25 protein-coding genes are annotated in these 22,503 nt (G+C 69.3%); 17 read left to right on the top strand and 8 right to left on the bottom strand.

Features of this window, described 5'->3' with window-relative positions; genetic code table 11:
- Window positions 1–165: 165 nt before the first annotated feature.
- Complete coding sequence (locus SB754_RS17360) at window positions 166–585, top strand: hypothetical protein (RefSeq protein ID WP_410783656.1); 420 nt, start codon at window positions 166–168, stop codon at window positions 583–585.
- 117 nt (window positions 586–702) lie between these two features.
- Here SB754_RS17360 and SB754_RS17355 read toward each other — a convergent pair whose 3' ends face one another.
- From SB754_RS17355 to SB754_RS17340, 4 genes are all read right to left on the bottom strand, one after another.
- The gene (locus tag SB754_RS17355) at window positions 703–1,797 is read right to left on the bottom strand and encodes a substrate-binding domain-containing protein (protein WP_410783655.1); all 1,095 of its coding nucleotides are present in this window, start codon (window positions 1,795–1,797) and stop codon (window positions 703–705) included.
- A gap of 56 nt (window positions 1,798–1,853) precedes the next feature.
- The gene (gene mmsB / locus SB754_RS17350) at window positions 1,854–3,197 is read right to left on the bottom strand and encodes a multiple monosaccharide ABC transporter permease (RefSeq protein ID WP_410783654.1); all 1,344 of its coding nucleotides are present in this window, start codon (window positions 3,195–3,197) and stop codon (window positions 1,854–1,856) included.
- Window positions 3,198–3,199: 2 nt separating this feature from the next.
- The gene (gene mmsA, locus SB754_RS17345; RefSeq protein ID WP_410783653.1) at window positions 3,200–4,747 is read right to left on the bottom strand and encodes a multiple monosaccharide ABC transporter ATP-binding protein; all 1,548 of its coding nucleotides are present in this window, start codon (window positions 4,745–4,747) and stop codon (window positions 3,200–3,202) included.
- A gap of 96 nt (window positions 4,748–4,843) precedes the next feature.
- Window positions 4,844–6,034, bottom strand: coding sequence for an ROK family transcriptional regulator (locus tag SB754_RS17340; RefSeq protein ID WP_410783652.1), 1,191 nt, complete (start codon window positions 6,032–6,034; stop codon window positions 4,844–4,846).
- Window positions 6,035–6,259: 225 nt separating this feature from the next.
- Between SB754_RS17340 and SB754_RS17335 the strand changes: the two genes are divergently transcribed.
- The 8 genes from SB754_RS17335 (at window position 6,260) to SB754_RS17300 (ending at window position 11,827) form a co-directional block, all read left to right on the top strand.
- Window positions 6,260–6,655, top strand: coding sequence for an NYN domain-containing protein (locus SB754_RS17335; protein WP_410783651.1), 396 nt, complete (start codon window positions 6,260–6,262; stop codon window positions 6,653–6,655).
- A 76-nt stretch (window positions 6,656–6,731) separates the two neighbouring features.
- Window positions 6,732–7,547: a shikimate 5-dehydrogenase gene (locus SB754_RS17330; protein ID WP_410783650.1), complete on the top strand. Its 816-nt coding sequence runs from the start codon at window positions 6,732–6,734 to the stop codon at window positions 7,545–7,547.
- A gap of 103 nt (window positions 7,548–7,650) precedes the next feature.
- Entirely contained in the window at window positions 7,651–7,893 is a 243-nt protein-coding gene (locus tag SB754_RS17325; protein WP_410783649.1) for a DUF6458 family protein, read from the top strand.
- A 22-nt stretch (window positions 7,894–7,915) separates the two neighbouring features.
- The gene (locus tag SB754_RS17320; protein ID WP_410783648.1) at window positions 7,916–8,353 is read left to right on the top strand and encodes a MarR family winged helix-turn-helix transcriptional regulator; all 438 of its coding nucleotides are present in this window, start codon (window positions 7,916–7,918) and stop codon (window positions 8,351–8,353) included.
- Window positions 8,354–8,409: 56 nt separating this feature from the next.
- Window positions 8,410–8,808, top strand: coding sequence for a MerR family transcriptional regulator (locus tag SB754_RS17315; protein ID WP_410783647.1), 399 nt, complete (start codon window positions 8,410–8,412; stop codon window positions 8,806–8,808).
- Window positions 8,809–8,942: 134 nt separating this feature from the next.
- On the top strand, window positions 8,943–9,200 hold the full coding sequence (locus SB754_RS17310; RefSeq protein ID WP_410783646.1) for a hypothetical protein: 258 nt from the start codon (window positions 8,943–8,945) through the stop codon (window positions 9,198–9,200).
- A gap of 50 nt (window positions 9,201–9,250) precedes the next feature.
- The gene (locus tag SB754_RS17305) at window positions 9,251–9,808 is read left to right on the top strand and encodes a dihydrofolate reductase family protein (protein ID WP_410783645.1); all 558 of its coding nucleotides are present in this window, start codon (window positions 9,251–9,253) and stop codon (window positions 9,806–9,808) included.
- A gap of 90 nt (window positions 9,809–9,898) precedes the next feature.
- Window positions 9,899–11,827: a PKD domain-containing protein gene (locus tag SB754_RS17300; RefSeq protein ID WP_410783644.1), complete on the top strand. Its 1,929-nt coding sequence runs from the start codon at window positions 9,899–9,901 to the stop codon at window positions 11,825–11,827.
- 18 nt (window positions 11,828–11,845) lie between these two features.
- Here SB754_RS17300 and SB754_RS17295 read toward each other — a convergent pair whose 3' ends face one another.
- Window positions 11,846–12,778 carry a hypothetical protein gene (locus SB754_RS17295; protein ID WP_410783643.1) on the bottom strand — a complete coding sequence of 311 codons (933 nt, stop codon included), beginning with the start codon at window positions 12,776–12,778 and terminating at the stop codon, window positions 11,846–11,848.
- Window positions 12,779–12,935: 157 nt separating this feature from the next.
- On the opposite strand from SB754_RS17295, the gene SB754_RS17290 reads away from it, so the two are divergent.
- Genes SB754_RS17290 through SB754_RS17280 form a run of 3 tightly spaced genes read left to right on the top strand, consistent with a single transcriptional unit; the run spans window position 12,936 to window position 14,787 of the window.
- A complete protein-coding gene (locus tag SB754_RS17290; RefSeq protein ID WP_410783642.1) occupies window positions 12,936–13,799 on the top strand; it encodes a hypothetical protein in 864 nt (287 codons plus the stop codon).
- On the top strand, window positions 13,796–14,212 hold the full coding sequence (locus SB754_RS17285; RefSeq protein WP_410783641.1) for a phage holin family protein: 417 nt from the start codon (window positions 13,796–13,798) through the stop codon (window positions 14,210–14,212). The genes SB754_RS17290 and SB754_RS17285 overlap by 4 nt, the downstream gene beginning before the upstream one ends.
- Entirely contained in the window at window positions 14,209–14,787 is a 579-nt protein-coding gene (locus tag SB754_RS17280) for a DUF3618 domain-containing protein (protein ID WP_410783640.1), read from the top strand. Before SB754_RS17285 ends, SB754_RS17280 begins: the two co-directional genes overlap by 4 nt.
- Before the next feature lie 129 nt (window positions 14,788–14,916).
- On the opposite strand, the gene SB754_RS17275 is transcribed toward SB754_RS17280, so the two are convergent.
- Genes SB754_RS17275 through SB754_RS17265 form a run of 3 tightly spaced genes read right to left on the bottom strand, consistent with a single transcriptional unit; the run spans window position 14,917 to window position 17,761 of the window.
- A complete protein-coding gene (locus tag SB754_RS17275) occupies window positions 14,917–16,236 on the bottom strand; it encodes a diguanylate cyclase domain-containing protein (protein ID WP_410783639.1) in 1,320 nt (439 codons plus the stop codon).
- 53 nt (window positions 16,237–16,289) lie between these two features.
- The gene (locus SB754_RS17270; RefSeq protein ID WP_410783638.1) at window positions 16,290–17,069 is read right to left on the bottom strand and encodes an EAL domain-containing protein; all 780 of its coding nucleotides are present in this window, start codon (window positions 17,067–17,069) and stop codon (window positions 16,290–16,292) included.
- 35 nt (window positions 17,070–17,104) lie between these two features.
- Window positions 17,105–17,761 carry a hypothetical protein gene (locus SB754_RS17265; RefSeq protein ID WP_410783637.1) on the bottom strand — a complete coding sequence of 219 codons (657 nt, stop codon included), beginning with the start codon at window positions 17,759–17,761 and terminating at the stop codon, window positions 17,105–17,107.
- Between the two features lie 162 nt (window positions 17,762–17,923).
- On the opposite strand from SB754_RS17265, the gene SB754_RS17260 reads away from it, so the two are divergent.
- Genes SB754_RS17260 through SB754_RS17240 form a run of 5 tightly spaced genes read left to right on the top strand, consistent with a single transcriptional unit; the run spans window position 17,924 to window position 22,494 of the window.
- On the top strand, window positions 17,924–19,309 hold the full coding sequence (locus SB754_RS17260) for a ferric reductase-like transmembrane domain-containing protein (protein ID WP_410783636.1): 1,386 nt from the start codon (window positions 17,924–17,926) through the stop codon (window positions 19,307–19,309).
- Window positions 19,306–19,827: an FMN-binding protein gene (locus SB754_RS17255; RefSeq protein WP_410783635.1), complete on the top strand. Its 522-nt coding sequence runs from the start codon at window positions 19,306–19,308 to the stop codon at window positions 19,825–19,827. The genes SB754_RS17260 and SB754_RS17255 overlap by 4 nt, the downstream gene beginning before the upstream one ends.
- Window positions 19,824–20,576: an FAD:protein FMN transferase gene (locus SB754_RS17250; RefSeq protein WP_410783634.1), complete on the top strand. Its 753-nt coding sequence runs from the start codon at window positions 19,824–19,826 to the stop codon at window positions 20,574–20,576. The genes SB754_RS17255 and SB754_RS17250 overlap by 4 nt, the downstream gene beginning before the upstream one ends.
- 41 nt (window positions 20,577–20,617) lie before the next feature.
- Window positions 20,618–21,283, top strand: a complete 666-nt coding sequence (locus SB754_RS17245; RefSeq protein WP_410783633.1) for a response regulator transcription factor — start codon at window positions 20,618–20,620, stop codon at window positions 21,281–21,283.
- Complete coding sequence (locus SB754_RS17240; protein WP_410783632.1) at window positions 21,280–22,494, top strand: sensor histidine kinase; 1,215 nt, start codon at window positions 21,280–21,282, stop codon at window positions 22,492–22,494. Before SB754_RS17245 ends, SB754_RS17240 begins: the two co-directional genes overlap by 4 nt.
- Window positions 22,495–22,503 lie beyond the last annotated feature (9 nt).

Raw genomic sequence — 22,503 nt, 5'->3', positions numbered from 1 at the left:
TCGTCGACGTCGACTGCAGCGCTGGGTGCCATGCTGGGATGCTATGCGAGGCTGAAGGCCGTGCGGCATGTACAGCGCGTCCACCGATGGCGGCTCCGCCGACGACGTGTACAACGACGCGCGTGCGGCCGGGACGGTGTCGGCGGCTCCGCATACCGTGACGCCGTGAGCGCATCCTGGCACCCGGCGGTGAATGCGCAGCCCACCGAGTGGCTGCTCCGCCAGGGGGCCGCCGGAACGCCCTACGGCGTCATCCGCCGGTTCGCGTTCGGGGACCCGAACCGGCCGGAGGTGTGGTTCCGGGCCGTCACCTGGGCGCCGACGTCGGAAGGACGCGAGCTGATCGGTTGGTGCCGGACGTTGGAGGCTGCCGCCGCGGCCGCGTGGGACCACCGCTGCGCCGCCGAGTCGTGGCGCCACCACCTGGCCGCGCGCAGGACCGATGCAGGGGCGATGGCGGCCCAGCGGCCGCCCGCCGCCGAGCTGGTGCGCTTCTACCGGGCCGCGATGCGCCGACGGGCGGGAGCGCGCACGGAGGCTGAATCAGTGCTGGCCCGGATGCCGCAACCGGCGCACCGCCCCTAGCCTGATGGTTGTCTCGGCCAGGGGGAACCGATCCCGTCGGGGGACGGATCGGGAAAGGGGCCGGAGCGTTGAACGCTCCGGCCCCTTTCATGTGCACAGGGTGTGTGCGGTGCCGACTTACTTGGTCAGCGGCTCCAGGGTCGGGTCGTTGGCGTACGCCTCCGCCGCGTTCTCCTTGGTGACGATGACCGGCTTCAGCAGGTAGGCCGGGACGACCTTCGTGCCGTTGTTGTACGACTTGTCGTCGTTCGTGGCCGGCTTCTTGCCCGCCTGCAGGTCCTTGACCATGTCGATGGCCTGCTTGACCAGGTTGCGGGTGTCCTTGTTGATGGTCGAGTACTGCTCGCCCGCCATGATGGACTTGACCGACTCGGCCTCCGAGTCCTGACCGGTGACGGTCGGGACCGGCTTGCCTGCACCCTTCACCGAGGTGATGATGGCGCGGGCCAGGGTGTCGTTCGGCGACAGGACGCCGTCGAGCTCGGTGGAGGCGTAGTTTCCGGCGAGCAGGTTGTCCATGCGGGTCTGCGCGTTGGCCGGCAGCCAGCCCTGGGTGGCCGTCTGCTTGATGTCGGTCTGGCCGGAGACGACCTTCAGGGTGCCGTCCTTGATCTTCGGCTCGAGCACCTTCATGGCGCCGTTGAAGAAGACCGCGGAGTTGGCGTCGTCCGGCGAACCGGAGAACAGCTCGATGTTGAAGTTCTTCTTGTCCGGGAACTTCGCCTTCATGCCGTCGAGCAGGGCCTGACCCTGCAGCTCGCCGACCTTCTCGTTGTCGTACGCGACGTAGTAGTCGACATCCTTGGTGTTGAGGATGAGGCGGTCGTACGCGATGACGGTCGCGCCGGCATCGTGCGCGGCCTTGGCCTGCGCAGCCAGCTGGCCACCGTCGACGGCGCCGATGATGACGACCTTGGCGCCGTTGGTGATCATCGACTGGATCTGCGACTGCTGGTCCGCGACGGCGCCCGAGGCACCGGCGTACTGGACGTCGCTCTTGAAGCCGGCCGACTTGAGACCGTCGGTGAACAGGCCACCGGCGAGAACCCAGTTCTCCGACGTCTTGGTCGGGAGGGCGACGCCGATGGTGGAGTCCTTGGCGAACCCGGACGCGGAGCTGCTGTCCGAACCCGAGCGGCTCGACGAGCAGCCGGTCAGGGCGAGCGCGGCGGCAGCTGCGACAGCCACTGTCGCGAGTGCGATTTTGCGCATTGCGTTTCTCTTTCTCTGTGTGTGGATGGTGCAGGGGGAAGGAAAGCTGAAGGGACTCAGGAGGTCAGCGAGCGGGAGCTGTCCTCGGCCGAGTCGCCGGAGGGGATGACCGCGGGCTGGTCGGCGCCGGCGGCGTCCGCCTGCTGGGCCTTGTCGCGGTTGAACATCCTGCCGATCAACGAGGGGCCGCCGCGGCGCTTCGAGTACACGTCGATGCCGACTGCGATCAGCAGGACGAGCCCCTTGATGATCTGCACCTTGTCGCTGGTGACGCCGAGGAGCTGCAGGCCGTTGTTGAGGACGGCGATGACCAGACCACCGATGATGGAGCCGGCCACGGTTCCGATACCGCCGGAGACCGCTGCGCCACCGATGAAGACGGCGGCGATCGCGTCGAGCTCCCAACCGAGGCCGTCCTGCGGACCGGAGGAGACGGAGCGTGCCACGGCGATCATGCCGGCCAGCGCCGCGAGCACGGACATGTTCATCATCACGAAGAAGTTGATGCGCTTGATCTTGACGCCCGACAGCTCCGCGGCGTGCCAGTTGCCGCCGACCGCGTAGATGTGGCGGCCGAAGATGGTGCTCCGGGTGATGAATGCGTACAGGATGATGAGCACGCCGAGGATGACGCCGGCGACCGGGAACGAGGTGCCGACACGGCCGCTGCCGAACAGGACCGCGGCGTAGATGACGACCGCGTCGAGGATGACGACCTTGAAGACGCTGACCCACAGGGGCGCCTTCTCGGAGCCCATCTTGGTCTGCTTGCGGCGCGTGCGGACCTCCATGAGCGCGATCACGACGGCGATGATGAGGCCGAGCAGCAGGGTGGAGTTGTTGAAGCCGGTGTTCGGGCCCCACTCCGGGAGGAAGCCGCCGCCGATGAAGGTGTAGCCGTCCGGGACCGGGATGGTGTTCGCGTTTCCGATCAGCTGGTTCAGGCCGCGGAAGATGAGCATGCCGGCCAGGGTGACGATGAACGCGGGGACGCCGACGTAGGCGACCCACCAGCCCTGCCAGGCTCCGATGACGACACCGACGAGCAGGCCGAGGACGATCGCCAGCGGCCACGGCACGTTCCAGTTGGTCATCGCCTCGGCGACGACGATGCCGACGAGGGCCGCCACCGAGCCGACCGACAGGTCGATGTGGCCGGCGATGATGACCATGACCATGCCGATGGCCAGGATCAGGACGTAGACGTTCTGGTTGACCAGGTTGATCAGGTTCACCGGATCGAGCGTCTTGCCGCCGGTCAGGATCTCGAACAGCAGGATGATGACGACGAGGGCGCCGAGGATGCCGAACTGGCGGCCGGTGGACTGGCCGCCTCCGAACATCTTGCCGAGGTCGCGGAGACCGCCGGACTTCTTCTTCTCGGGAATCTGTGTGGTCATGGCTATCGGGCAATCCTCTTCTTGGCGGATGTCATGCTTTTCAGGAGGGTTTCGGGCGTCGCTTCGGCGATGGGCAGCTCGTCGGTGATCTGGCCCTCGAAGATCGTGTAGATGCGGTCGGAGATGCCGAGCAGCTCGGGCAGCTCCGAGGAGATGACGATGACGCCCTTGCCCTGCGCGGCGAGCTGCTGGATGATCCCGTAGATCTCGAACTTGGCGCCGACGTCGATGCCACGCGTGGGCTCGTCGAGGATGAGGATGTCCGGGTCGGTGAACATCCACTTCGCCAGCACGACCTTCTGCTGGTTTCCGCCGGAGAGGGTCGAGACGCCGCGGTCGACGTCGGGCGTCCGGATGCGGAGCAGCTTGCGGTACTCGTCCGCGACCGCGTACTCCTGCAGGTCGTCGACGACGCCGCGCTTCGCGATCTTCTTAAGCTTGGCGGCGACGACCGACTGCTTGATGTCGTCGAGGAGGTTGAGGCCGAGCACCTTGCGGTCCTCGCTCACGTAGGCCATTCCGTTGTCGATGGCCTCGGAGACGTTGCGGACCTGGATCTCTTTGCCGTCCTTGTAGATCTCACCGGAGACCCAGTTGCCGTAGGAGTGGCCGAAGACGCTCATCGCGAGCTCGGTGCGGCCGGCTCCCATGAGGCCGGCGAAGCCCACGATCTCGCCGCGGCGGACGTAGAAGCTGGAGTTCTTGACGACCAGGCGGTCGGCGACCTGGGGGTGCTGGACGACCCAGTCGCGCACCTCGAAGAACTTCTCGCCGATGTTCGGCGTGCGCTCCGGGAAGCGGCTCTCGAGCGTGCGGCCGACCATCCCGCGGATGATGCGGTCCTCGTCGACGCCGTCCGCCTTGACGTCGAGCGTCTCGATGGCGCGGCCGTCGCGGATGATGGTGATCTGGTCGGCCACCTGCTCGATCTCGTTGAGCTTGTGGCTGATGATGATCGAGCTGACGCCCTTGCTCTTCAGGCCGACGATGAGGTCGAGCAGATGCGCGGACTCGGCTTCGTTGAGCGCCGCGGTCGGCTCGTCGAGGATGAGGAGCTTCACCTCTTTGTTGAGCGCCTTGGCGATCTCGACGAGCTGCTGCTTGCCGACGCCGATGTTCTTGATCTGGGTGTCCGGGTCGTCGTCGAGGCCGACGCGGGCGAGCAGCTCGTAGGCGCGGCTCTTGGCCTCGCCCCAGTTGATGACGCCGCCCCGGCCGGGCTCGTTGCCGAGGAAGATGTTCTCGGTGATCGACAGCTCGGGGATGAGCGCGAGCTCCTGGTGGATGATCACGATGCCCTGCTGCTCGCTGGACTTGATGTCCTTGAAGCGCATCACCTCACCCTGGTAGACGATGTCGCCGGAGTAGGTGCCGTACGGGTAGACGCCGGACAGGACCTTCATCAGGGTGGACTTCCCCGCACCGTTCTCGCCGCAGATCGCGTGGATCTCGTCAGCGTGCACGGTGAGGGAGACATCCTCCAGCGCTTTGACCCCAGGGAACTCCTTGGTGATCGCGCGCATCTCGAGGATGACTGCGTTCGACGGCATCGTCGCTCCTTGCGGGCTCGGGAATGGATGTGCCTAAGTAGTAAACGCTACGTTCGGGGTTGTCGTCAAATAGTGAAGACAACGATGCGATAACGGTCAATCGTTACCGGCGAGTGCTCCCTGGATGACGATGGCCGCCGCGCCCAGCGATTCGGCCCGATCCCCGAGGGAGGACACGCGGACCGTCGTGGTCCCGGCGATGATGGGCAGCGCATTGTGCTGGATGCCGTGGCGGATCGGGGCGAGCAGCGCATCCCCCAGCCCCACCAGCGGGCCGCCGATGAGCACGAGCTCGGGGTTGATGACGTTCGCGATGTTGCCGATCGCCTGACCGATGGCCGTGCCGGCGTCGCTCACCACACGGAGCACCGCCGGGTCCTTCGCAAGCCCGCGACGCAGGATGTCCGCCGTCGTCACTCCCCCGCCGGTGCCGCGTCCGAGTGACTCCAGCATCACGCTCGTCGATGCGATCGTCTCCAGGCAGCCACGATTGCCGCAGCGGCAGATGACGCCGTGCTCGGCGACCGGCGTGTGACCCAGTTCGCCCGTGATGCCGAGGAACCCGTAGTAGGGCTGACCGTTCAGGATGAGGCCGGCCCCGATCCCGGTGCCGATCTTGACGAAGATGATGTTGCGCTCACCGCGGTTGGCGCCCCAGGTGACCTCTGCGAGCGCGCCGAGGTTGGCGTCGTTGTCGACGACGACGGGGAAGCCGAACACGTCCTCCAGCTCTCGCCGGGTGATGCCCACCCACTCCGGCAGGATCGCGCCCTGCAGCACGGTCCCCGTGCGGCGGTCGATGGGTCCGGGGACGCCGACGCCGACGGCCAGCACCGACTCGCGGTCGTGTCCGCCCTCCACCAGCATCCTGTCGAGCAGCCCGGAGGCCTCCTTCACAGCCCCGAGCACGTCGTACCCGGGCTCCAGCGCGGACTGCTGCTCTGCGATGACGTCGTAGCCGAGCGTGGAGAGCACGATGCGCACGTGCCGCCTGCCGAAGTCGACCCCGACCGCGACATCGCCGGTGTCGGTGAGCTGCACCAGCAGGGCACGCCGGCCGCTGGAGGTCACCGGACTGGTCGCGACGACGCCCTTCACCGCCATGTCGCGAACGATGTTCGACACGGTGGCGGTGGACAGGCCGGTCCCGCGCGCAAGCTCAGCCTGGGTGGACGGTCCGTGGCCCAGGAGGAACTCGACGAGTCGTTCCTGGTTGAGATGCCTCAGAGCGCCCTGCGACCCGGGATTGCGAGCGCCGCGAGGAATCAGCCCCGGAGTGGCGGTCATGACGATAAGAGTGAATGATCCCGCGGTTGGAGTCAAGCTGTGAACGCAACCGTCCACCCCGCTCACGGGTGACACGCAGGGGTGCGGTACTTCACGGCACTCGTACGGCCGGCTTTGGGGACCGACCCGCGTTCGCCCATTCGGCAACAGACCTACATCCGCGCCCTACGGACCGACCCGCGGATAACAGTCCACGAGGGGCAGTTCCGGAACGATGCCCGGGCTATGCCGGCCATCCCAATCTCGTTCGACGAGTCCGGCAAGATCATCACCGTCAAAGTGCGCAAGACCGAGGAGAAGGGCTCGGATGTCAACCTCGCCTCCTACATGGTGTTCGATGCCTGTCGCGACGATGCCGACCTCTACGTGCTGGTGTCGAACGATTCTGACTTCGTTGCAACGCTGACGATTCTGTCCGAGGAGCTGGACAAGAAGTGGGCGCTGCTCAGCCCCGTCGAGCGCCCGAACAACCGGCTCCTCGGGTTGAACCCGGTCTTCATCAAACCAATTCGCCGCGGGGCAATGCTTGCGAGCCAGCTTCCGGAGGAGATCAGGTCGCCGGAACACGGAATTCTCCGACGGCCGGATACCTGGTCGCTCAACGAAACAGGGGCCCCGTAGGGCCCCGTACCCGGTAGCCGAAGCATCCGGGGGTGTGACTCCAGCATAGTGGATCGACGGCTGCGATGATGGAGGCATGCCCATCCTGAACAAGGACATGCAGGTCTGCATCTCCCTCGCCGGCCGACCGAGCAACATCGGGACGCGGTTCCACAACTTCCTCTACGACGAGCTCGGGCTGAACTTCGTCTACAAGGCGTTCACCACCGACGACCTGGAGGGGGCGGTGCGCGGCATCCGGGCGCTCGGCATCCGCGGCTGCTCGGTCTCCATGCCGTTCAAGGAGGCCATCATCCCGCTGGTCGACAATCTCGAGTCGTCGGCGGTGGCGATCGAGTCGGTCAACACCGTCGTGAACGAGGATGGCCTCCTCACCGCCTCCAACACCGACTACGAAGCGGTGGCGCAGCTCCTCGCCGAGCACGAGGTCGACCCGGCGCAGCGGGTGCTCGTCCGCGGATCGGGAGGAATGGCGAAGGCCGTCGTCGCGGCCTTCCGCGGCGCCGGCTTCGACGAGCTCACCGTCCTCGCCCGCAACACCGACGCGGGGCCCGCCCTCGCCGAGCGCTACGGCTACGAGTGGGTCGCCGAGGACCCGGCGGCCGAGTTCGACGTGATCGTCAACGTGACGCCTCTGGGCATGCGCGGCGAATCGGAGTCCGAGCTGGCCTTCGGCGAACCATTCGTCGAGCGCGCGTCGACTGTCTTCGACGTGGTCGCCTTCCCGTCCGAGACGCCGCTGATCAGAGCGGCCCGCGCCTCCGGCACCGCCGTCATCACGGGCGCCGAGGTGATCGCCCTGCAGGCCGCCCGGCAGTTCGAGCGCTACACCGGGGTCGCCCTGACTCCCGAGCAGGTGGCGCGCGCGTCCGAATTCTCGCGCGCCGAGTAGGCCGATCGACTCGGCTGCCGCTGCGACCGGGCCCGCCTACTGTGGTGCGCACCACCACCTCCGGGGAGTAGCTTGAGCCCCAACCGTGAAGGAGCGTGGGCGCATGGGCATCGGGAGCGGCATCTTCATCTTCGTCGTCGGGCTCATCCTGGCCTTCGCGCTGCAGGTCCAGGTGAGCTGGATCGACCTCAAAGTCACCGGCTACATCCTGATGGGAGCCGGTCTCGTCGTCTTCGTGATCTCCCTGGCGTTCGCCCTGCGTCGCCGGCCGCGCACGACGGTGCAGCGCGAGACGATCGATCCGGCCACCGGGCAGCCCGTCGAGCGCAGGACCGATGAGTACTGAGGCCCCGCCCTACACTGGTCGGGTGTCAGACGACGTCCTCGCGCTCGAGAACCAGGTGTGCTTCGGCCTGGCCGTCGCCGCGCGCAGCGTCATCGCGCTCTACCGGCCCATCCTGGAGCCCATGTCGCTGACCCATCCGCAGTACCTGGTGATGCTGGCGCTGTGGGAGCAGGAGCCGCGCTCGGTGAAGAACCTGAGCGACACGCTCGCGCTGGAGCCGGCCACCCTGTCCCCCCTCCTGAAACGCCTCGAGGCCACCGGCTACATCGAGCGCCGGCGGAGCCCGTCGGACGAGCGTGCCCTGGAGGTGCGGCTCACCGAGACCGGGAGGGCGCTCCGCGCAGAGGCGGAGACGATCCCGCACCGCATCGTCGAGCGGCTCGGCCTGCCCGTCTCGGAGCTCGTCAACCTGCGCGAGACCCTTCATACGATCATCGGCGCGGCCGCGCGGACACCGTAGCGCGACGGTGGACCCTGACCCACGGGTCAGGGTCTACGCTGACCCCGGAGGGCGATATGCGCATCAGCGAACTGGCCGAACGGGCCGGGGTGACAGTCAAGGCTGTCCGCTATTACGAACGGCTGGGCCTGGTGGCGCCGGCTCGGCTCGGCAATGGATACCGCGAGTACGGCGACGAGCACCTGCGGGTGGTGCGCGAGATCCGGGAGCTGGCCTCGACGGGCATCCCCCCGGGCAAGGCGCGCCCGTTCATCGACTGCCTCGGCTCCGGCCACGCGCGCAGCGACGAGTGCCCGGCGTCGCGCGCCGCCTACCGCGCGGGCCTCGCCGAGCTCGACGCTGCGATCGGTCAGCTGGAGCGCCGCCGCGAACTGCTGGCGAGCCGGCTCGAGGGAGCGGAGCACCGCATCCCGGAGGCCGCGTACGGCTGCGGCTGCACCGTCGCCCAGCCGTGACGACGGTCCCGGGTCATCCCGTGGGATGACCCTTCCCCGACCTCCGGTCGATGCCCGGAGGGTGCCGGGAACGGTTGACTCGACGTGTCGGCCCGAGCAGAGAGCTCGGAGCCTCGACACGGAGGGGGACACCGATGACGACGCTGGGCCACGGATTGCGAACCGCACCGACGCTCGTGACGCCGTCGGAACCGGTACGGCGGCGAGCGCGGGGGCTGCTCGCCGCCGTGACCGGGAACGCGTACCTGCAGCTGGCTGTCGCGCTCGTCCTCGTCGCCGTCGGACTGGGCCTCCTCACCATCGGGATCGGCCTCGTGCTCGACGTCGCCGTACCGTGGGTCTTCTCCGATGAACTGCATGCATTGAAGGCGCTGCTCCCCCAGCTCGGCTGAGCCCGGCGCTCACTGGCCCAGCGGGGCCGGAGGGTCGTAGAGTCCGGTCCATGGGACGACTGATCTACTCCGCCATCGCCTCGGTCGACGGATACACGACCGACACCACGGGATCGTTCGAATGGGCCGCGCCGGATGCGGAGGTCCACGCATTCGTCAACGACCTGGAGCGTGACATCGGCACCTACCTCTACGGCCGCCGGATGTACGAGACGATGCGGGTCTGGGAGGACCTGCCCGGCCCGGGCGACGGCCCGGTGGTCGCCGACTACGCGGCCGTGTGGTCGGCAGCCGAGAAGATCGTGTACTCGTCGACGCTGGCATCCGTCGACACCCCGCGCACGCGCCTCGAACGGCGGTTCGATGTGCCGGAGGTGCGCGCCCTCCTGAGTGGTGCCGACGGCGATGTCTCCATCGGCGGTCCCACCTTGGCGGCGGAGGCGTTCGCCGCCGGTCTGATCGACGAGGTGCGGCTGATCCTGGTGCCGGTAGCAGTCGGCGGAGGGACACCGGCCCTTCCCGCCGGGCAGCGCGTCGGCCTCCGGCTGCGCGACGCACGCCGCTTCGGCAACGGGACGGTCGCCGTCCACTACTCCGTGTCCGACTGAGGAGAACTCAGCTTCTACTTTCCCGCGGACGCATCCGGAGCTACCCTGTGCCCGAAGGCCCGCGCCAGAACGGGCCGGGGAGCGCCCGCGATGGCCAAGCACAGAATCCTCGCGACTGCCGGACTGGCCGCCGCAATCGCCCTGCTGACGCTCGGCACCCCGCAGGCCGTGCAAGGGGTCGCGCCGGGGGCGGCCAGTGTCCACTTCACCGCCGCAGGCGACTACACCTCCTCCGCCGCTGCCACCAGCGTGCTGCAAGGGGTGAAGACCATCGCTCCGGACCTCAACCTCGCCCTCGGCGACATGTCGTACGCGGCGACCGGGCAGGAGCAGACCTGGTGCGACTACGTCACCCAGATCGTCGGTGCCGGCTTCCCGTTCGAACTCGTTTCGGGAAACCACGAGAGCAACGGCCAGAACGGCAACATCAACGACTTCTCCGCCTGCCTGCCGAACCAGCTGCCCGGCATCGTGGGAACCTACGGTCGGCAGTACTACGCCGACGTGCCGCAAGGGACCCCGCTCGTGCGGTTCATCATGATCTCGCCGGGACTCCCCTTCGCCGACGGGACCTGGACCTACGCGGCCGGCACGTCGCACTACACCTGGGCGAAGGCCGCGATCGACGGCGCCCATGCCGCGGGCATCCCCTGGGTGGTCGTCGGCATGCACAAGCCGTGCCTGTCGCTCGGGCAGTACGCCTGCGACCCGGGAGCGGACCTGCTCAACCTGCTCGTCTCGGAGCGCGTCGACCTCGTGCTTACCGGGCACGAGCACCTCTACCAGCGCACCAAGCAGCTGGCCACCGGAGCGAACTGCTCATCCATCACACCCGGCGTCTACTCGCCCGGCTGCGTGGCCGACGGCGACAACACCCTCGTCAAAGGAGCTGGGACGGTCTTCGCCACCGTGGGGACCGGCGGCAACAACAACTACGACATCCAGCCCGGCGACAGCGAGGCAGGCTACTTCGCCGCGTCGTACGGTAACTCCGCGGCGCCGCTCTACGGCTTGCTCGACGTGACGGCCTCGGCGACCCAGCTCAACGCCACCTTCACGCGCACCTCCGGGGCGAACTTCTCCGACGGCTTCGTCATCGGCCCGCCCATCGCCGGCAACCAGCCGCCCAACGCGGCCTTCACGCCCACGTGCACCGACCTGTCCTGCTCGTTCGATGGGACTGCGTCCAGCGACCCCGATGGAACCATCGCGGGCTACGCCTGGGACTTCGGTGACAGCGCGACCGGCACGGGAGCGACCACGACCCACGCCTACGCGGCCGCCGGGACGTACTCCGCCCGCCTCACCGTGACCGACGACGGTGGCGCCACCGCCACGACGACCCGGACGGTCACCGTGACGGCTCCTCCCCCGCCGGACACGCTCGCCGCGGACAACTTCGAACGCTCGGTGACCAGCGGCTGGGGCACCGCGCCCACGGGCGGGCCGTGGTCGGTCACCGGATCGCCGCCGCCATATTCGGTTTCGGGCGGGATGGGACGCATCCAATTGCTCACGGGAAGCGGCGCAACAGCCCGGCTTCTTGGAGTCAATTCCACCGGAATCGACCTGCGCATGGCTGTCGCCCTCGACAAAGTGCCGTCGAGCGGCAACGTCTACATCACCGTTCAGGGCCGCAGAATCGCCACGTCCGGTGCGTATGCTTCCAAGGTGATCGTCTCGTCGACGGGGAAGGTGACGATTCAGATCGTCCGGGTCGACCAGAACGGCAACAATGAAGTCGTCGTGCAGTCTTCGGTGGCGGCTCCCTTCACATATGCGGCAGGTGCCCGGCTCGACATCCGAGTGCGCACGACCGGCGCCTCCCCGACGCTCGTCGAGACCAAGACCTGGCTCGACGGCACGGCGGAACCATCAGCGTGGCAGAGGTCGGCGAGCGACGGGACCGCGGCCCTGCAGGGGGCGGGAGGGATCGCGCTCACACACTACCTGTCCGGCGGCGTTGCGAATTCCCCTCTGATCATGTCCGTCGACGACCTTTCTGCCGTCAAGCCGTGATCCTCGACGGCCGATCGGTCAGGCGGCGTCCCACCAGCGCAGCACGCGGAGTGCTCGCAGGGTGATCCAGCGGCTGGGGAAGCCCTCCATCTCGAACTCCACGAGCACCGAGCCCTCGTGCATGTTCTCCAGGACCCAGCGGCTCTCCGCGTCGGCTTTCGAGCGCACGAGTTCCACTGCCTCCGCCAACCGGGGATCGCGCCGGTCCTGCAGCCGGAAGTGCTCGAGACCGCGCAGCATGTCGTGGTACCAGCGCACCGGGTACGAGAGCATCGTCATCCGGGGATCGGCGACGGACCCGTCGGAGCGGCGGCGGAACAGACCGCGTTGCAGAAGGTACTCGTCCCCCGCCGACGCGACCTCCTCGACCTGCGGGTCGGAGCCGCCGGCGCGCTGCCACGCCCGCAGACCCTCCACAGCGCAGATGGTGGAGTGGAAGGAGGACACCCTCGCGCCGTAGTCGCTCCAGCAGTTCCAGCCGCCGTCCTCCAGGCGTGAATCGACGAGCGACCGGGCGATCTTCTCACCGCCCTCCCCGAAGTAGGCGGCGATGGTGAGCGTCACCCCGTTGATGCACGGTTCCGTCTCGCCCTCGAAATACGGCTCGCCGGCGTGCTCCCAACGAACATTCTCGCGGACGCGGTCGATCGCCCGCCGGGCCTCCGGGCTCTGCGGGTCGAGTCCGAAATCGACCAGCTGCTGGAGGCTGAAGTGGGTGCCGCTCCACGCGTCGAACCCGTCCCGCTCCGGCGGGATCCAGCCGGGCCGGTAGGTCCCGCCGTCCCAGAGCCCGTCCTCCGCCTGTTCCGCGAGGAACGTGGCCCCCCAGCCCTCGGTCGCGACGCGGGCGCGCTCGGCGGCGACCTCCGCAGGCGGAGTGTCGGTCAGTGCGTCGAGCACCTGCCAGCGGATGGCCGGATCGGAATCGAGAAGCCAGTCGACGACGTCCATGCGCGCCACGGTAGCCCACCCTCCCCGGGGCGCGCACCTCTGCGCACACGTACGCCCCGTATCGGGCCGCTGTCAATCGCTGGACCCGCCTCCACCGAGTGTCTCCAATGGGGGCCACAACCCAACCGGACACATCCACCGAAAGGAAACGTCAGTCATGACCATGTCAGACGACCAGTCCGCGGACACACCGATCTTCGACAGCAGGCGCGACTCGCTGGAGCCGGAGGCGGGCCTCCCCGAGTCGGTGCTACCGGGCGGCGCCGGCGGTGTCGGCGGGACCGCCGGCGGCACGACGACCGGCAGCGAATCCACCGGAGGAAGCGAGGGAGGCGTCCGCGACGAAGCGGGACGCGTCGCCGGTTCCGCCGCACAGGCCGGCAAGGACGTCGCCGGGACCGCAGCCGAGCAGGCCAGGAACGTGGCAGGCGAAGCGAAGTCCCAGGCGAAGGACCTCTTCCGCCAGACCCAGAACGAGCTCCGGGAGCAGGCCGCGCAGCAGCAGGAGCGGGTCGCCAGCGGCCTCCACTCGGTCGGTGACGAACTCGACCAGATGGCGTCGTCGTCGGAGCAGGGTGGCGTCGCCAGTGACCTGGTGCGCCAGGCCGCGCAGCGGACCCACGCCATCGCCGGCTGGCTGGACCAGCGCGATCCTGGCTCGCTCCTCAACGAGGTGAAGTCGTACGCACGGCGCAACCCGGGTACCTTCATCGCGGCCGCGGCCATCGCCGGAGCACTGGCCGGCCGGCTGACCCGCGCGCTGGCCAGCGGCGGTGACGACTCGGGTTCGAGCGGCGGCAGGGCCGCGGGCGCATCCGGCACCTCCACCGGCACCGGCGCCTCCGTCACCGGCTACAGCGGCATCGACGACACCCCGACGTACACGGCCGCCGCGGGCACCACCGGGCTCAGTGCGACGGGCGTGAACGGCTCCGGCGGGCTCGCCGACGCCGACGTCTACGACGACACCAACGACCTGCCCGAACTTCCGGGCGGCAGTTACACCGGGGGCCGGGCATGACCGACCAGCCCAGTCCCGCAGAGGAGCGCGCAGCGAACAACTCGCTGGGCGAACTCCTCGGGGAGGTCAGCCGCGACCTCTCCACGCTGATCCGCCAGGAGATGGAGCTCGCCAAAGCCGAGATCCGGCAGACCGCCACACGCGCCGGCAAGGGCGCGGGTCTGCTCGGCGGCGCCGGCTACGCCGGACTGATGGCGGTCTTCTTCCTGTCGATCGCCCTGTGGTGGGCCCTCGGCTACCTGGTGGGCAACGCCTGGTCCGGCGTGATCGTCGCCGTCATCTGGGCCATCGTCGCGCTCGTCCTCTACCTGGTCGGGCGCAAGCAACTGGAGACCGTGAAGGGCGCCCCGCAGACCGTCGAGACGGTCAAGGAGATCCCGCAGACCATGAAACCGAACGGAGAGAACCGATGAGCGACGACCCCGACGCGATCCGCGCCGACATCGAGGCCACGCGCCGCAACCTGAGCGGCGACGTGGACGCACTGGCCGACAAGGTCACACCCAGCAAGATCGCGCAGCGCCAGACGCGAAAAGTGAAGGGCGCCTGGCGCTCCGTGAGCGACAGGGTCATGGGATCCGCCGACGACATCGCAGGCAGTGCCCGCGGGACCGTTTCCGACGCCGGAGACGCGGTCGCCGACGCCGGACGGACCGTCGTCGACAAGGCCCAGGGCAATCCGCTCGCGGTGGGGCTCATCGCCTTCGGCGTCGGTGCCCTGGTGGCCTCCCTGATCCCGGCCAGCAGCAAGGAGCAGCAGCTCGCGTCGTCCGCCAAGGAGGCCGCGCAGCCGCTCCTTCAGGAGGCCGCGGACGTCGGCAAGCAGATGGCCGGCGACCTGAAAGAGCCTGCGCAGCAGGCGGTCCAGTCTGTGAAGGAGACCGCACAGGAAGGGGTGTCCACCGTCAAGGAGGAGGCCACCGACCGTGCGGGCGACGTCGCCGACGACGCGAAGCAGTCGCAGCAGCGACTGCAGTCGGACCAGTAGCCCCATTCGCAGTACGGCGCGGCGGACGGCCTTCCCCCGGGGCGTCCGCCGCGCTTCTTCCGACCAGCGCGCCGGACGTCAGGGCCCTACGAGCGCTCGCCGCCCGCGCTACAAAAATGCAGACGGAGGTCAGCCGACGGTCGTGCCGACCACACGGTTGCCGCCCGCGTTCTTCGCCGAGTACATCGCGTGGTCCGCCTCGCGGATGAGGCGGTCCGGGTTCCAGTCCGGGTCCTCTGTGCGGGCGACCGACATGCCGATGCTCGCGCTGATCGGGAAGCCCTGTGGGAGGCCGGGGAACGGAAGGCCGATGGCGAGCCGGATGCGGTCGGCGACGTCCTCTGCCGCGGCGAGGTCCGGCACCTCGCAGACGACGACGAACTCATCTCCGCCGTAGCGCGCCACCAGGTCCTCACCGCGGACGACCTCCTGCAGCCGGCGACCGACCTCACGCAGGAGAATGTCCCCGACGTGGTGGCCGAGGTTGTCGTTGACGCGCTTGAAGCCGTCGAGGTCGATGAAGAGCGTCGCCACAAGCGCGGGAATCGAGCGCGCGTACTCGAGAAGCTGCGTCTCGAGTCTGCGCCGGTTCGGCAGCCCGGTGGTCTCGTCGTGCATGGCCGCATGCTCGAGCTGACGTTGCAGGCGGAGGGTGGTGATCGTCTGCGCCGCCTGGCCGGCGAGCGCGTCGGCCAGAGGCGCCGCCTCGGAGTCGAACTGCCGCGGGTGCAGGAAGAAGGCCACGAACACGCCGAAGAGCACGTCGTCGTGCTGGATGGGCGCGACCAGCACGGCGTCGACGTTCGCCGCGCGCATCGCTCGGCCGAGCACCGGCGACACCTCGTCCGCCTGGGCGAAACCGCTGACGGTCATCACCCTCCGGAGGCCGGACGCGCGGTCGACGAGCGCAGCCGTGTCCGGAAGCGCATGCAGCGGGTTGCTGCCGGCCGCATGCAGGAACGCGCCGAGGTCGTCCAACAGGAACACCGCAGCCTGCTCCGCCTGGTACGCCTTCGCCACGGTGCTTGCGAGGATGTCGACCAGCTCCTGCTCGGTGGTGGCCGCGGAGAAGGCGATCGACGACTCGATGATGAGCTCGAGCCGGTTCCGGGTGCGCTCCTGGAGCGCCTGTGACCGCATCAGCTCCTGCTCGCGCTCCGCACGGTCCGTGGCATCCACGAGGACGAGCGACTCGCCGTCGTCCCTCTCGCGGCGGTCGACGATGACGGGCCGCGAGGTACCGTCCGCATTCGTGAGTCGTATGAGGCCGTTCGAGCGTCCTCCGATTCCCGAGAAGCGCTGCCGGAACGAGGTGAAGCGCTGCCCGAGGAGCTCCTCGCGGCTGAGCCCGGTCCAGTCGGCGAAGACAGCGTTCACGTCAGCGATCCGGCCCTCCGCATCCAGCTCGACGAGGGCACAGGGCAGGTCGTCCGCAGCAATGGGGCGCACCGCTCGTCTCCTTCGATTGGCCGGACCGCCCTGCGGCGGCTCACTGGACAAATTTAGCGCAGGAATGATTGCAGCCAGTCTGTGAAGGCGTCCGGATCACTGGGTCGCGCGATGAAGTAGCCCTGCCCGCGGTCGCAGCCGGCGGCGCGCACCTGCTCCAGCTGCTCGCGGGTCTCGATGCCCTCAGCGACGACGCGCATGCCGCCCTCCTGGGCGAGCGCTACAGCGTCTCCGACGGCCTCCCAGTCGGCGCCCGCGATCAGGCTCCGGTCCAGCTTCAGCTCCTGCGCGTGGACGGCCAGGGCGCGCTCGATCGACGAGTGGCCCGAGCCGAAGTCGTCGATGGAGACAGTCACCCCCCACTCCTGGATGACGTCGAGGCGACCGGCGACGACCCCGTAGTCGGCGATCCGCTCGGCCTCGGTGACCTCGACGATGAGGTCCGCGGGAGCGAGCCCGGAGTCGGACAGCTGCCGCTCCAGTTCGTCGAAGAAGCGGTCGGTCTGCAGTTGAAGGGGCGACACGTTGACCGCGACGGCGAGATCCAGTCCGCGCTCCCGCCAGGTGCGGCCGATCCGGCAGCACTCGCGGAGGGCGAACAGGCCAAGGTCGTGGATGAGCCCGGTCGCTTCGGCGAGGGCCACGAAGTCGGTCGGGGGGATCGGACCGCGAGTGGGATGCGTCCAGCGGCTCAGTCCCTCGACGGCGACGACCTCGCCGCTCTGGAGGTCGATCTGCGGTTGGACGTGGATCTGGAGCTCGTGAGTGTCGATCGCATGGGAGAGTTCCTGCGCATCCAACTCGCCGATCGCCACCCGCACCTCTCTTTCCACTGCTCCCGCGATAGTGCCCGCCCGGAGCGCGCGTGTCAACGGGTTGAAGGCCGGTCGCCGGTCGGGTCTTCCTGCCGGAGGGTGTCCGCGATGCTCGGTCCTGCGCCGACGGGCGAGAACGCGACCCGCCCGCTGCGGGTGCTCGACTGGTACGTCTTCATGCCTCCGGGGACCGGGAGATCCATCTCGGCCGGCGGCCGGCCGTCGGCGAACGGGACAGCGCGCTGCGTCGTCGTCCCGTCCTCCTCCACGAACTCCGCCAGGCGGAACGTGAGGCCGCCGCGGTCGAATGAGACGCGCACGAGCAGGTAGGTGCGGAGTTCGTCGTCGCTCACACCGTCCAGCTCTGCCACGAGCCCCGCCAAACCGGGTGTCGTGCCCAGCCGCGGCCCGGCGTCGCGGAGTTCATCCGACCAGGCGCGGACGTGTCCGACGAGGTCGTCGACGGCGGCTTCGTACGACGACGGAGACGATCCCTGGATGCCGAACTCGCCCCACTCGGCGACGTACCGGTCGTTCTCGTCGTCGTGCTCGACGCTGACGACGACCGGGAACGCGGACCTGCGGGCGGCCTCCCAGGCGGCGAACTCGTCCGCGGTGAAGAGCTCCCGCAGGCTGCGCACCGCGTCCTCGTCCTCCGGCCCAGCGGCGTGCGCGAGGATCGCCCGCTCGAAGAACGCGTTGTCGTCCACTGGCGTCTCCTTCCGACCTCCCCAGCATCGCAGCAGCGGCGGCCGTGGTGAAGGGCACCCGCCGGGCTGGAACGAAGCCGTCAGGGCAAGCCCATAACGCTCCCCCAGCGTCCGCACAGCTGACGTAAGAATCCCGAAAGAATGCGGCGGCATTCTGGAAGCATGAATGAGACGTTGAGCGCTACCGCGCCACTGCCGCAGACGCACCTGCGGCCCCGCGTCCGCGGCGGCGCCTCCCGAGCCGGGGCGAGAACCGTCCGCGCGGCTCTGGTCCTCGGCGTCATCGTCGTCCTCGGGATGTGGTGGTTCACCGTCCCGAACGGCTTCGCCGCGACGCCTGCCGACGCGCTGACCTCGATCGGCGAACTGAGCGGGATGGTCGGCGGCTTCCTCGTCTGCGCGCAGGTGCTGCTGATCGCGCGGGTGCCGTGGTTCGAGAGGGCGGTCGGACTCGACAAACTCGTCTCCTGGCACCGCTCGCTGGGCGCGTCCGTCCTGTTCCTCATCGTCGTCCACGTGCTGTTCCTCGTCTTCGGCGGAGAACTGCTGGACAAGAACCCGCCGTGGACCGAGTTCGTCTCCATCCTGCAGTCGTACCCCGACATGATCACCGCCCTCGTCGGCACCATCGCCTTCCTCGTCGTCGGCCTGAGCAGCGCCCGGCTGATCCGGGCCAAGCTCTCCTACGAGGTCTGGTACTGGCTGCACCTGACCACGTACGTCTCGATCTTCCTGACCTTCTTCCACCAGCTGAGCGGCGGGGCGCACTTCGTGTCGCAGCCGTGGAATCGCGTCCTCTGGATCGCGCTCTACCTCGGGACCGCGTCGGCCGTGCTGACCTGGCGATTCATCCTGCCCACGCTGGATGCGTGGCGCGGGAGGATGCGGGTCGCGGCCGTCGTCCCCGAGGGCGAAGGCGTGAACAGCGTCTGGCTGACCGGCCCCCGCGTGGAGTCGCTGGGTGTACGCGCCGGCAACTTCCTCCTGTTCCGCTTCCTCAGCTGGGGCCATCTGGGCACGGCGCACCCGTACTCCGTCTCGGCCGTTCCGGCGGACGGGTACCTGCGCATCACCGTCGGCGAGATCGGCGACCACTCCAGCCGCCTCCCCGCCCTGAAGCCGGGCTCGCTGGTCTTCGCCGAGGGGCCGTTCGGCCGGTTCACCGCCGATCGGGCCAGCCGCCCCCGCATCCTCCTCATCGCGGGCGGCGCCGGCATCGGGCCCATCCGAGCCCTCGCCGAAGACCTCGTCCGCCGGGGAGCGCGACCCGTTGTTCTGTATCGAGCCCGCTCGCCCCGTCACCTCGCGCTGCTCGGCGAGCTCCAGGCCATGCCCGGCGTCACGGTCGTCCCACTGGTGGGCCGCCGCTCCGAACTGGGCTACGACCCGCTCGATGTCGAGCCGCTGCGCCGTCTCATCCCCGACGTCCACGACTGGGAGGCCTTCATCTGCGGGCCGGAGGGGATGGGCGAACGCGCCGAGACCTCCCTCCGTGCGCTCCGGATGCCGAAGCGCTTCATCCACCGAGAAGAACTGAGCATGTCATGAGCAACTCGTCCTGGCGGGGCACCGTCCTCTTCACCGTCATCCTCGTCGTCATGGGGGCGACCGTCGGCCTCAAACTGTACGGAGTGGGCGAGGACGTCGCTGCTCCCGCCGCCGCGACCTCCTCCTCCGCGACCACCACGACCGGGACCGGCGCCACCAACGGCAGCTCGCCGTCGGCCACACCGTCGCCCTCGGCTTCAGCCTCGGCGTCGCCGTCTGCCACGCCCAGCCCGACCCAGTCGTCCGCCACCAGAGTGATCACCGGCTCCGCCGTCGACACCCGCTACGGCGCTGTGCAGGTCAAGGTCACCTTCTCCGGCACCACCATCACCGCTGTCGACACCGTTCAGTCGCCGAACGGGAGCGGGCGCGATATCGAGATCAATGACCAGGCGCTGCCCATCCTCCAGCAGGAGGTGCTGTCCGCCCAGTCGGCGAACATCGACACCGTCTCGGGGGCGACGTACACGTCGGAGGGCTACATCCAGTCGGTCCAGTCGGCGATCGACCAGCGATGAGGTTTCTGGAGACCGTGATGGGCATCCCCATGTCGCTCGATGTGCGGGATGACCGGGACGCGCGGCCGGCCGCCGAACGCGCCTTCGCCGTCCTGCGCGAGGCCGACCGGCGGTTCAGCGCCTACCGGCCGGACAGTGAGGTGAGCCGGGCGAACGCCGCGGGGGGTGCGGACCTGCCGCACAGTGACGACTTCCGGGAGGCCGTCGCGATCGGCGACGCGGCCTCGCGCGCCTCGGGCGGCGCCTTCCGCATCCGCCGCGCCGACGGCAGCTGGGACCTGGACGGGGTGGTGAAGGGGTGGGCGGCGGCACGCGCCGCCCGCGAGCTCGACATCGACGGGTTCCGCGACTACTGCCTCAACGCCGGCGGCGACGTCGTCGTCTCCGGCAGCCCCGGCGAGGGACGGCCGTGGAGCGTGGGCATCCGATCGCCGCACGACCCCGCCGCCATGCTTGCCGTGCTCGCTGTGACCGATTGCGCGGTCGCGACGTCCGGCGCCTACGAACGCGGCCCGCACATCGAGGACGGGCGCGACCGATCCACGCCGAGCGAGCTGCTGAGCGCGACCGTGATCGCCGACGACCTGACCACCGCGGACGTGCTGGCGACCGCCGTGTTCGCACTGGGGAGGGACGGTGTCCGGTGGGCCCTCGGCCACGGCGCGCGCGGTGTGCTGGCCGTCGACGTGGACGACCGCCTGCTCGGCGTCGGCGACCTCTCGTTCGCGCAGCCCGCATCCGCCGGATGAGCGGCACGACGCCCCTGGGGGCCTCCTCTTATACTGCGGAGATGAGCGAGAAGCCGCGCGTGCTGATCGCCGAGGACGACAGCCGCCTCGCGGGGATGCTCGACACGCTCCTCCGCTCGGAGGGCTTCGTCGTCGAATTGGCGGGGGACGGCCAGCGCGCCCTCCACCTCGGCCTCACCGCCGCCTTCGCCGTCATCGTGCTCGACCGCGGACTTCCTGCCGTCGAGGGGCTGGATGTTCTGCGGCGGCTCCGCGACAACGGCGTCACGACCCCGATCCTGGTGCTCTCCGCCCTCGGCACGGCACCCGATCGCGTCGACGGCCTCAACGCGGGCGCAGAGGACTACCTGGCGAAGCCGTTCGACATCGATGAGCTCGTCGCCCGGGTGCGCGCCCTGACCCGGCGTGCCTCGTCCGTCGTGCCGACCGTGCGGTTCCCGGGTGGGCGGCTGGACACCGACAGCAGGACCGTGACCATCGACGACGGCGACCGCACGGTGCTCTCGGAGCGCGAGTCCGCCCTCCTGGAACGCCTCGCGCGCCGCCCCGACCAGGTGTTCTCGCGCGCGGTGCTCCTGGACGAGGTGTTCGCCGACGCGGACGACCCCGGCGTCGTCGACACCTACGTCCACCACCTCCGCCGCAAGTTCGGACGCACCCTCGTCGAGACGGTGCGCGGCGTCGGCTACCGGATGGGTTCGCTGTGAGGTCCGTCGACGAGCAGGAGCTGCGGGCCGCCTCCCTCCGTCTCGCGCTGCAGTTCGCGCTGATCATCCTGGGTCTCTTCATCGCGCTCGGTGTCGTCGTCTACACGGTCGTCTCGGCGGGTCAGGCGGAATCCGCGCGCAAAGTGCTGTCGGACGCCTCCATGGTCGATTCCGTCCACGACGCGCCGCGCAACCTGCTCGTCACGGTGGTCATGCCCGACGGGCGCGACAGCTCCCCCGACCTGCCGGAGGGACTGCCAGACGAGTCGGCTCTCGACCGGGTGATCGCCCACGGCGGCTCCGTGTCGTCGGTCGTTGCGGCGGACGGCCAGCGCTACCTGACCGAGACGGATGTGCGTCACGGCAAGGTGGTCCAGGTCTCGTACGGGCTGGCCGAGCAGGAGGAGGAGCTCAGCCGGCTCGTCGTCGCGCTCGTCATCTCCGGTCTGATCGCGACCGTCGCCGCCGGGTTGATCGGCTGGGTTCTCGCGCGCCGTTCGATCCGGCCGCTGTCGGACGCATTGGCGCTGCAGCGCCGGTTCGTCGCGGACGCCGGGCACGAACTCCGCACGCCGTTGACGCTGCTGAGCACGCGAGCGCAGCTGCTGCGGCGCCACGTGGCGGCTGGGTCGGCGGACGCCGACGACGACGAAGTCCGCTCCGGGCTGGACGAGATCGTGGACGACAGCCGCGCCCTCACGGAGATCGTCCAGGATCTCTTGACCGCCGCCGACCCCCGGCAGGAGACGGAGAAGGAGGGTGTCGACCTGGGGCCGCTCGCCGCGGCGGTCGCCCGCTCGGCGGAGGGGCGCGCGGCCGACCGCGACCTCTCGATCACGGTCAACGCCGAACCGGACGCCGTCGTCACCGGCGCCCCCGTCTCCCTGCGGCGGATGATCGTGGCGCTGGTGGACAATGCTCTCGACCACGCCGCCGCCAGCGTCGTACTGACGGTGTCCGCGGGCCGGGACCGGGTCGTCCTCACGGTGGAAGACGACGGCCCCGGCTTCTCGGCGGGCGTCGAGGATCGCGCGTTCGAGCGGTTCGCGAGCGCCCGGGACGCGCAGCCCGGCGACGCCCGCGCCCGTCACTACGGGCTCGGCCTGGCCCTGGTCGCCGAGGTGGTGAGCCGTCACCGCGGAACGGTGGAGGCCTCCAACCGCGCGGCGGGCGGCGCGATCGTCACGGTGCGGCTCCCCCGACGGAGTTGACCGTCAGCC

The sequence above is a fragment of the Leifsonia sp. SIMBA_070 genome (assembly GCF_046534635.1).
Lineage (GTDB): Bacteria > Actinomycetota > Actinomycetes > Actinomycetales > Microbacteriaceae > Leifsonia.
The sequence above is the reverse complement of the archived record's forward strand: the minus strand, read 5'-3'. Positions and strand labels throughout refer to the sequence as shown.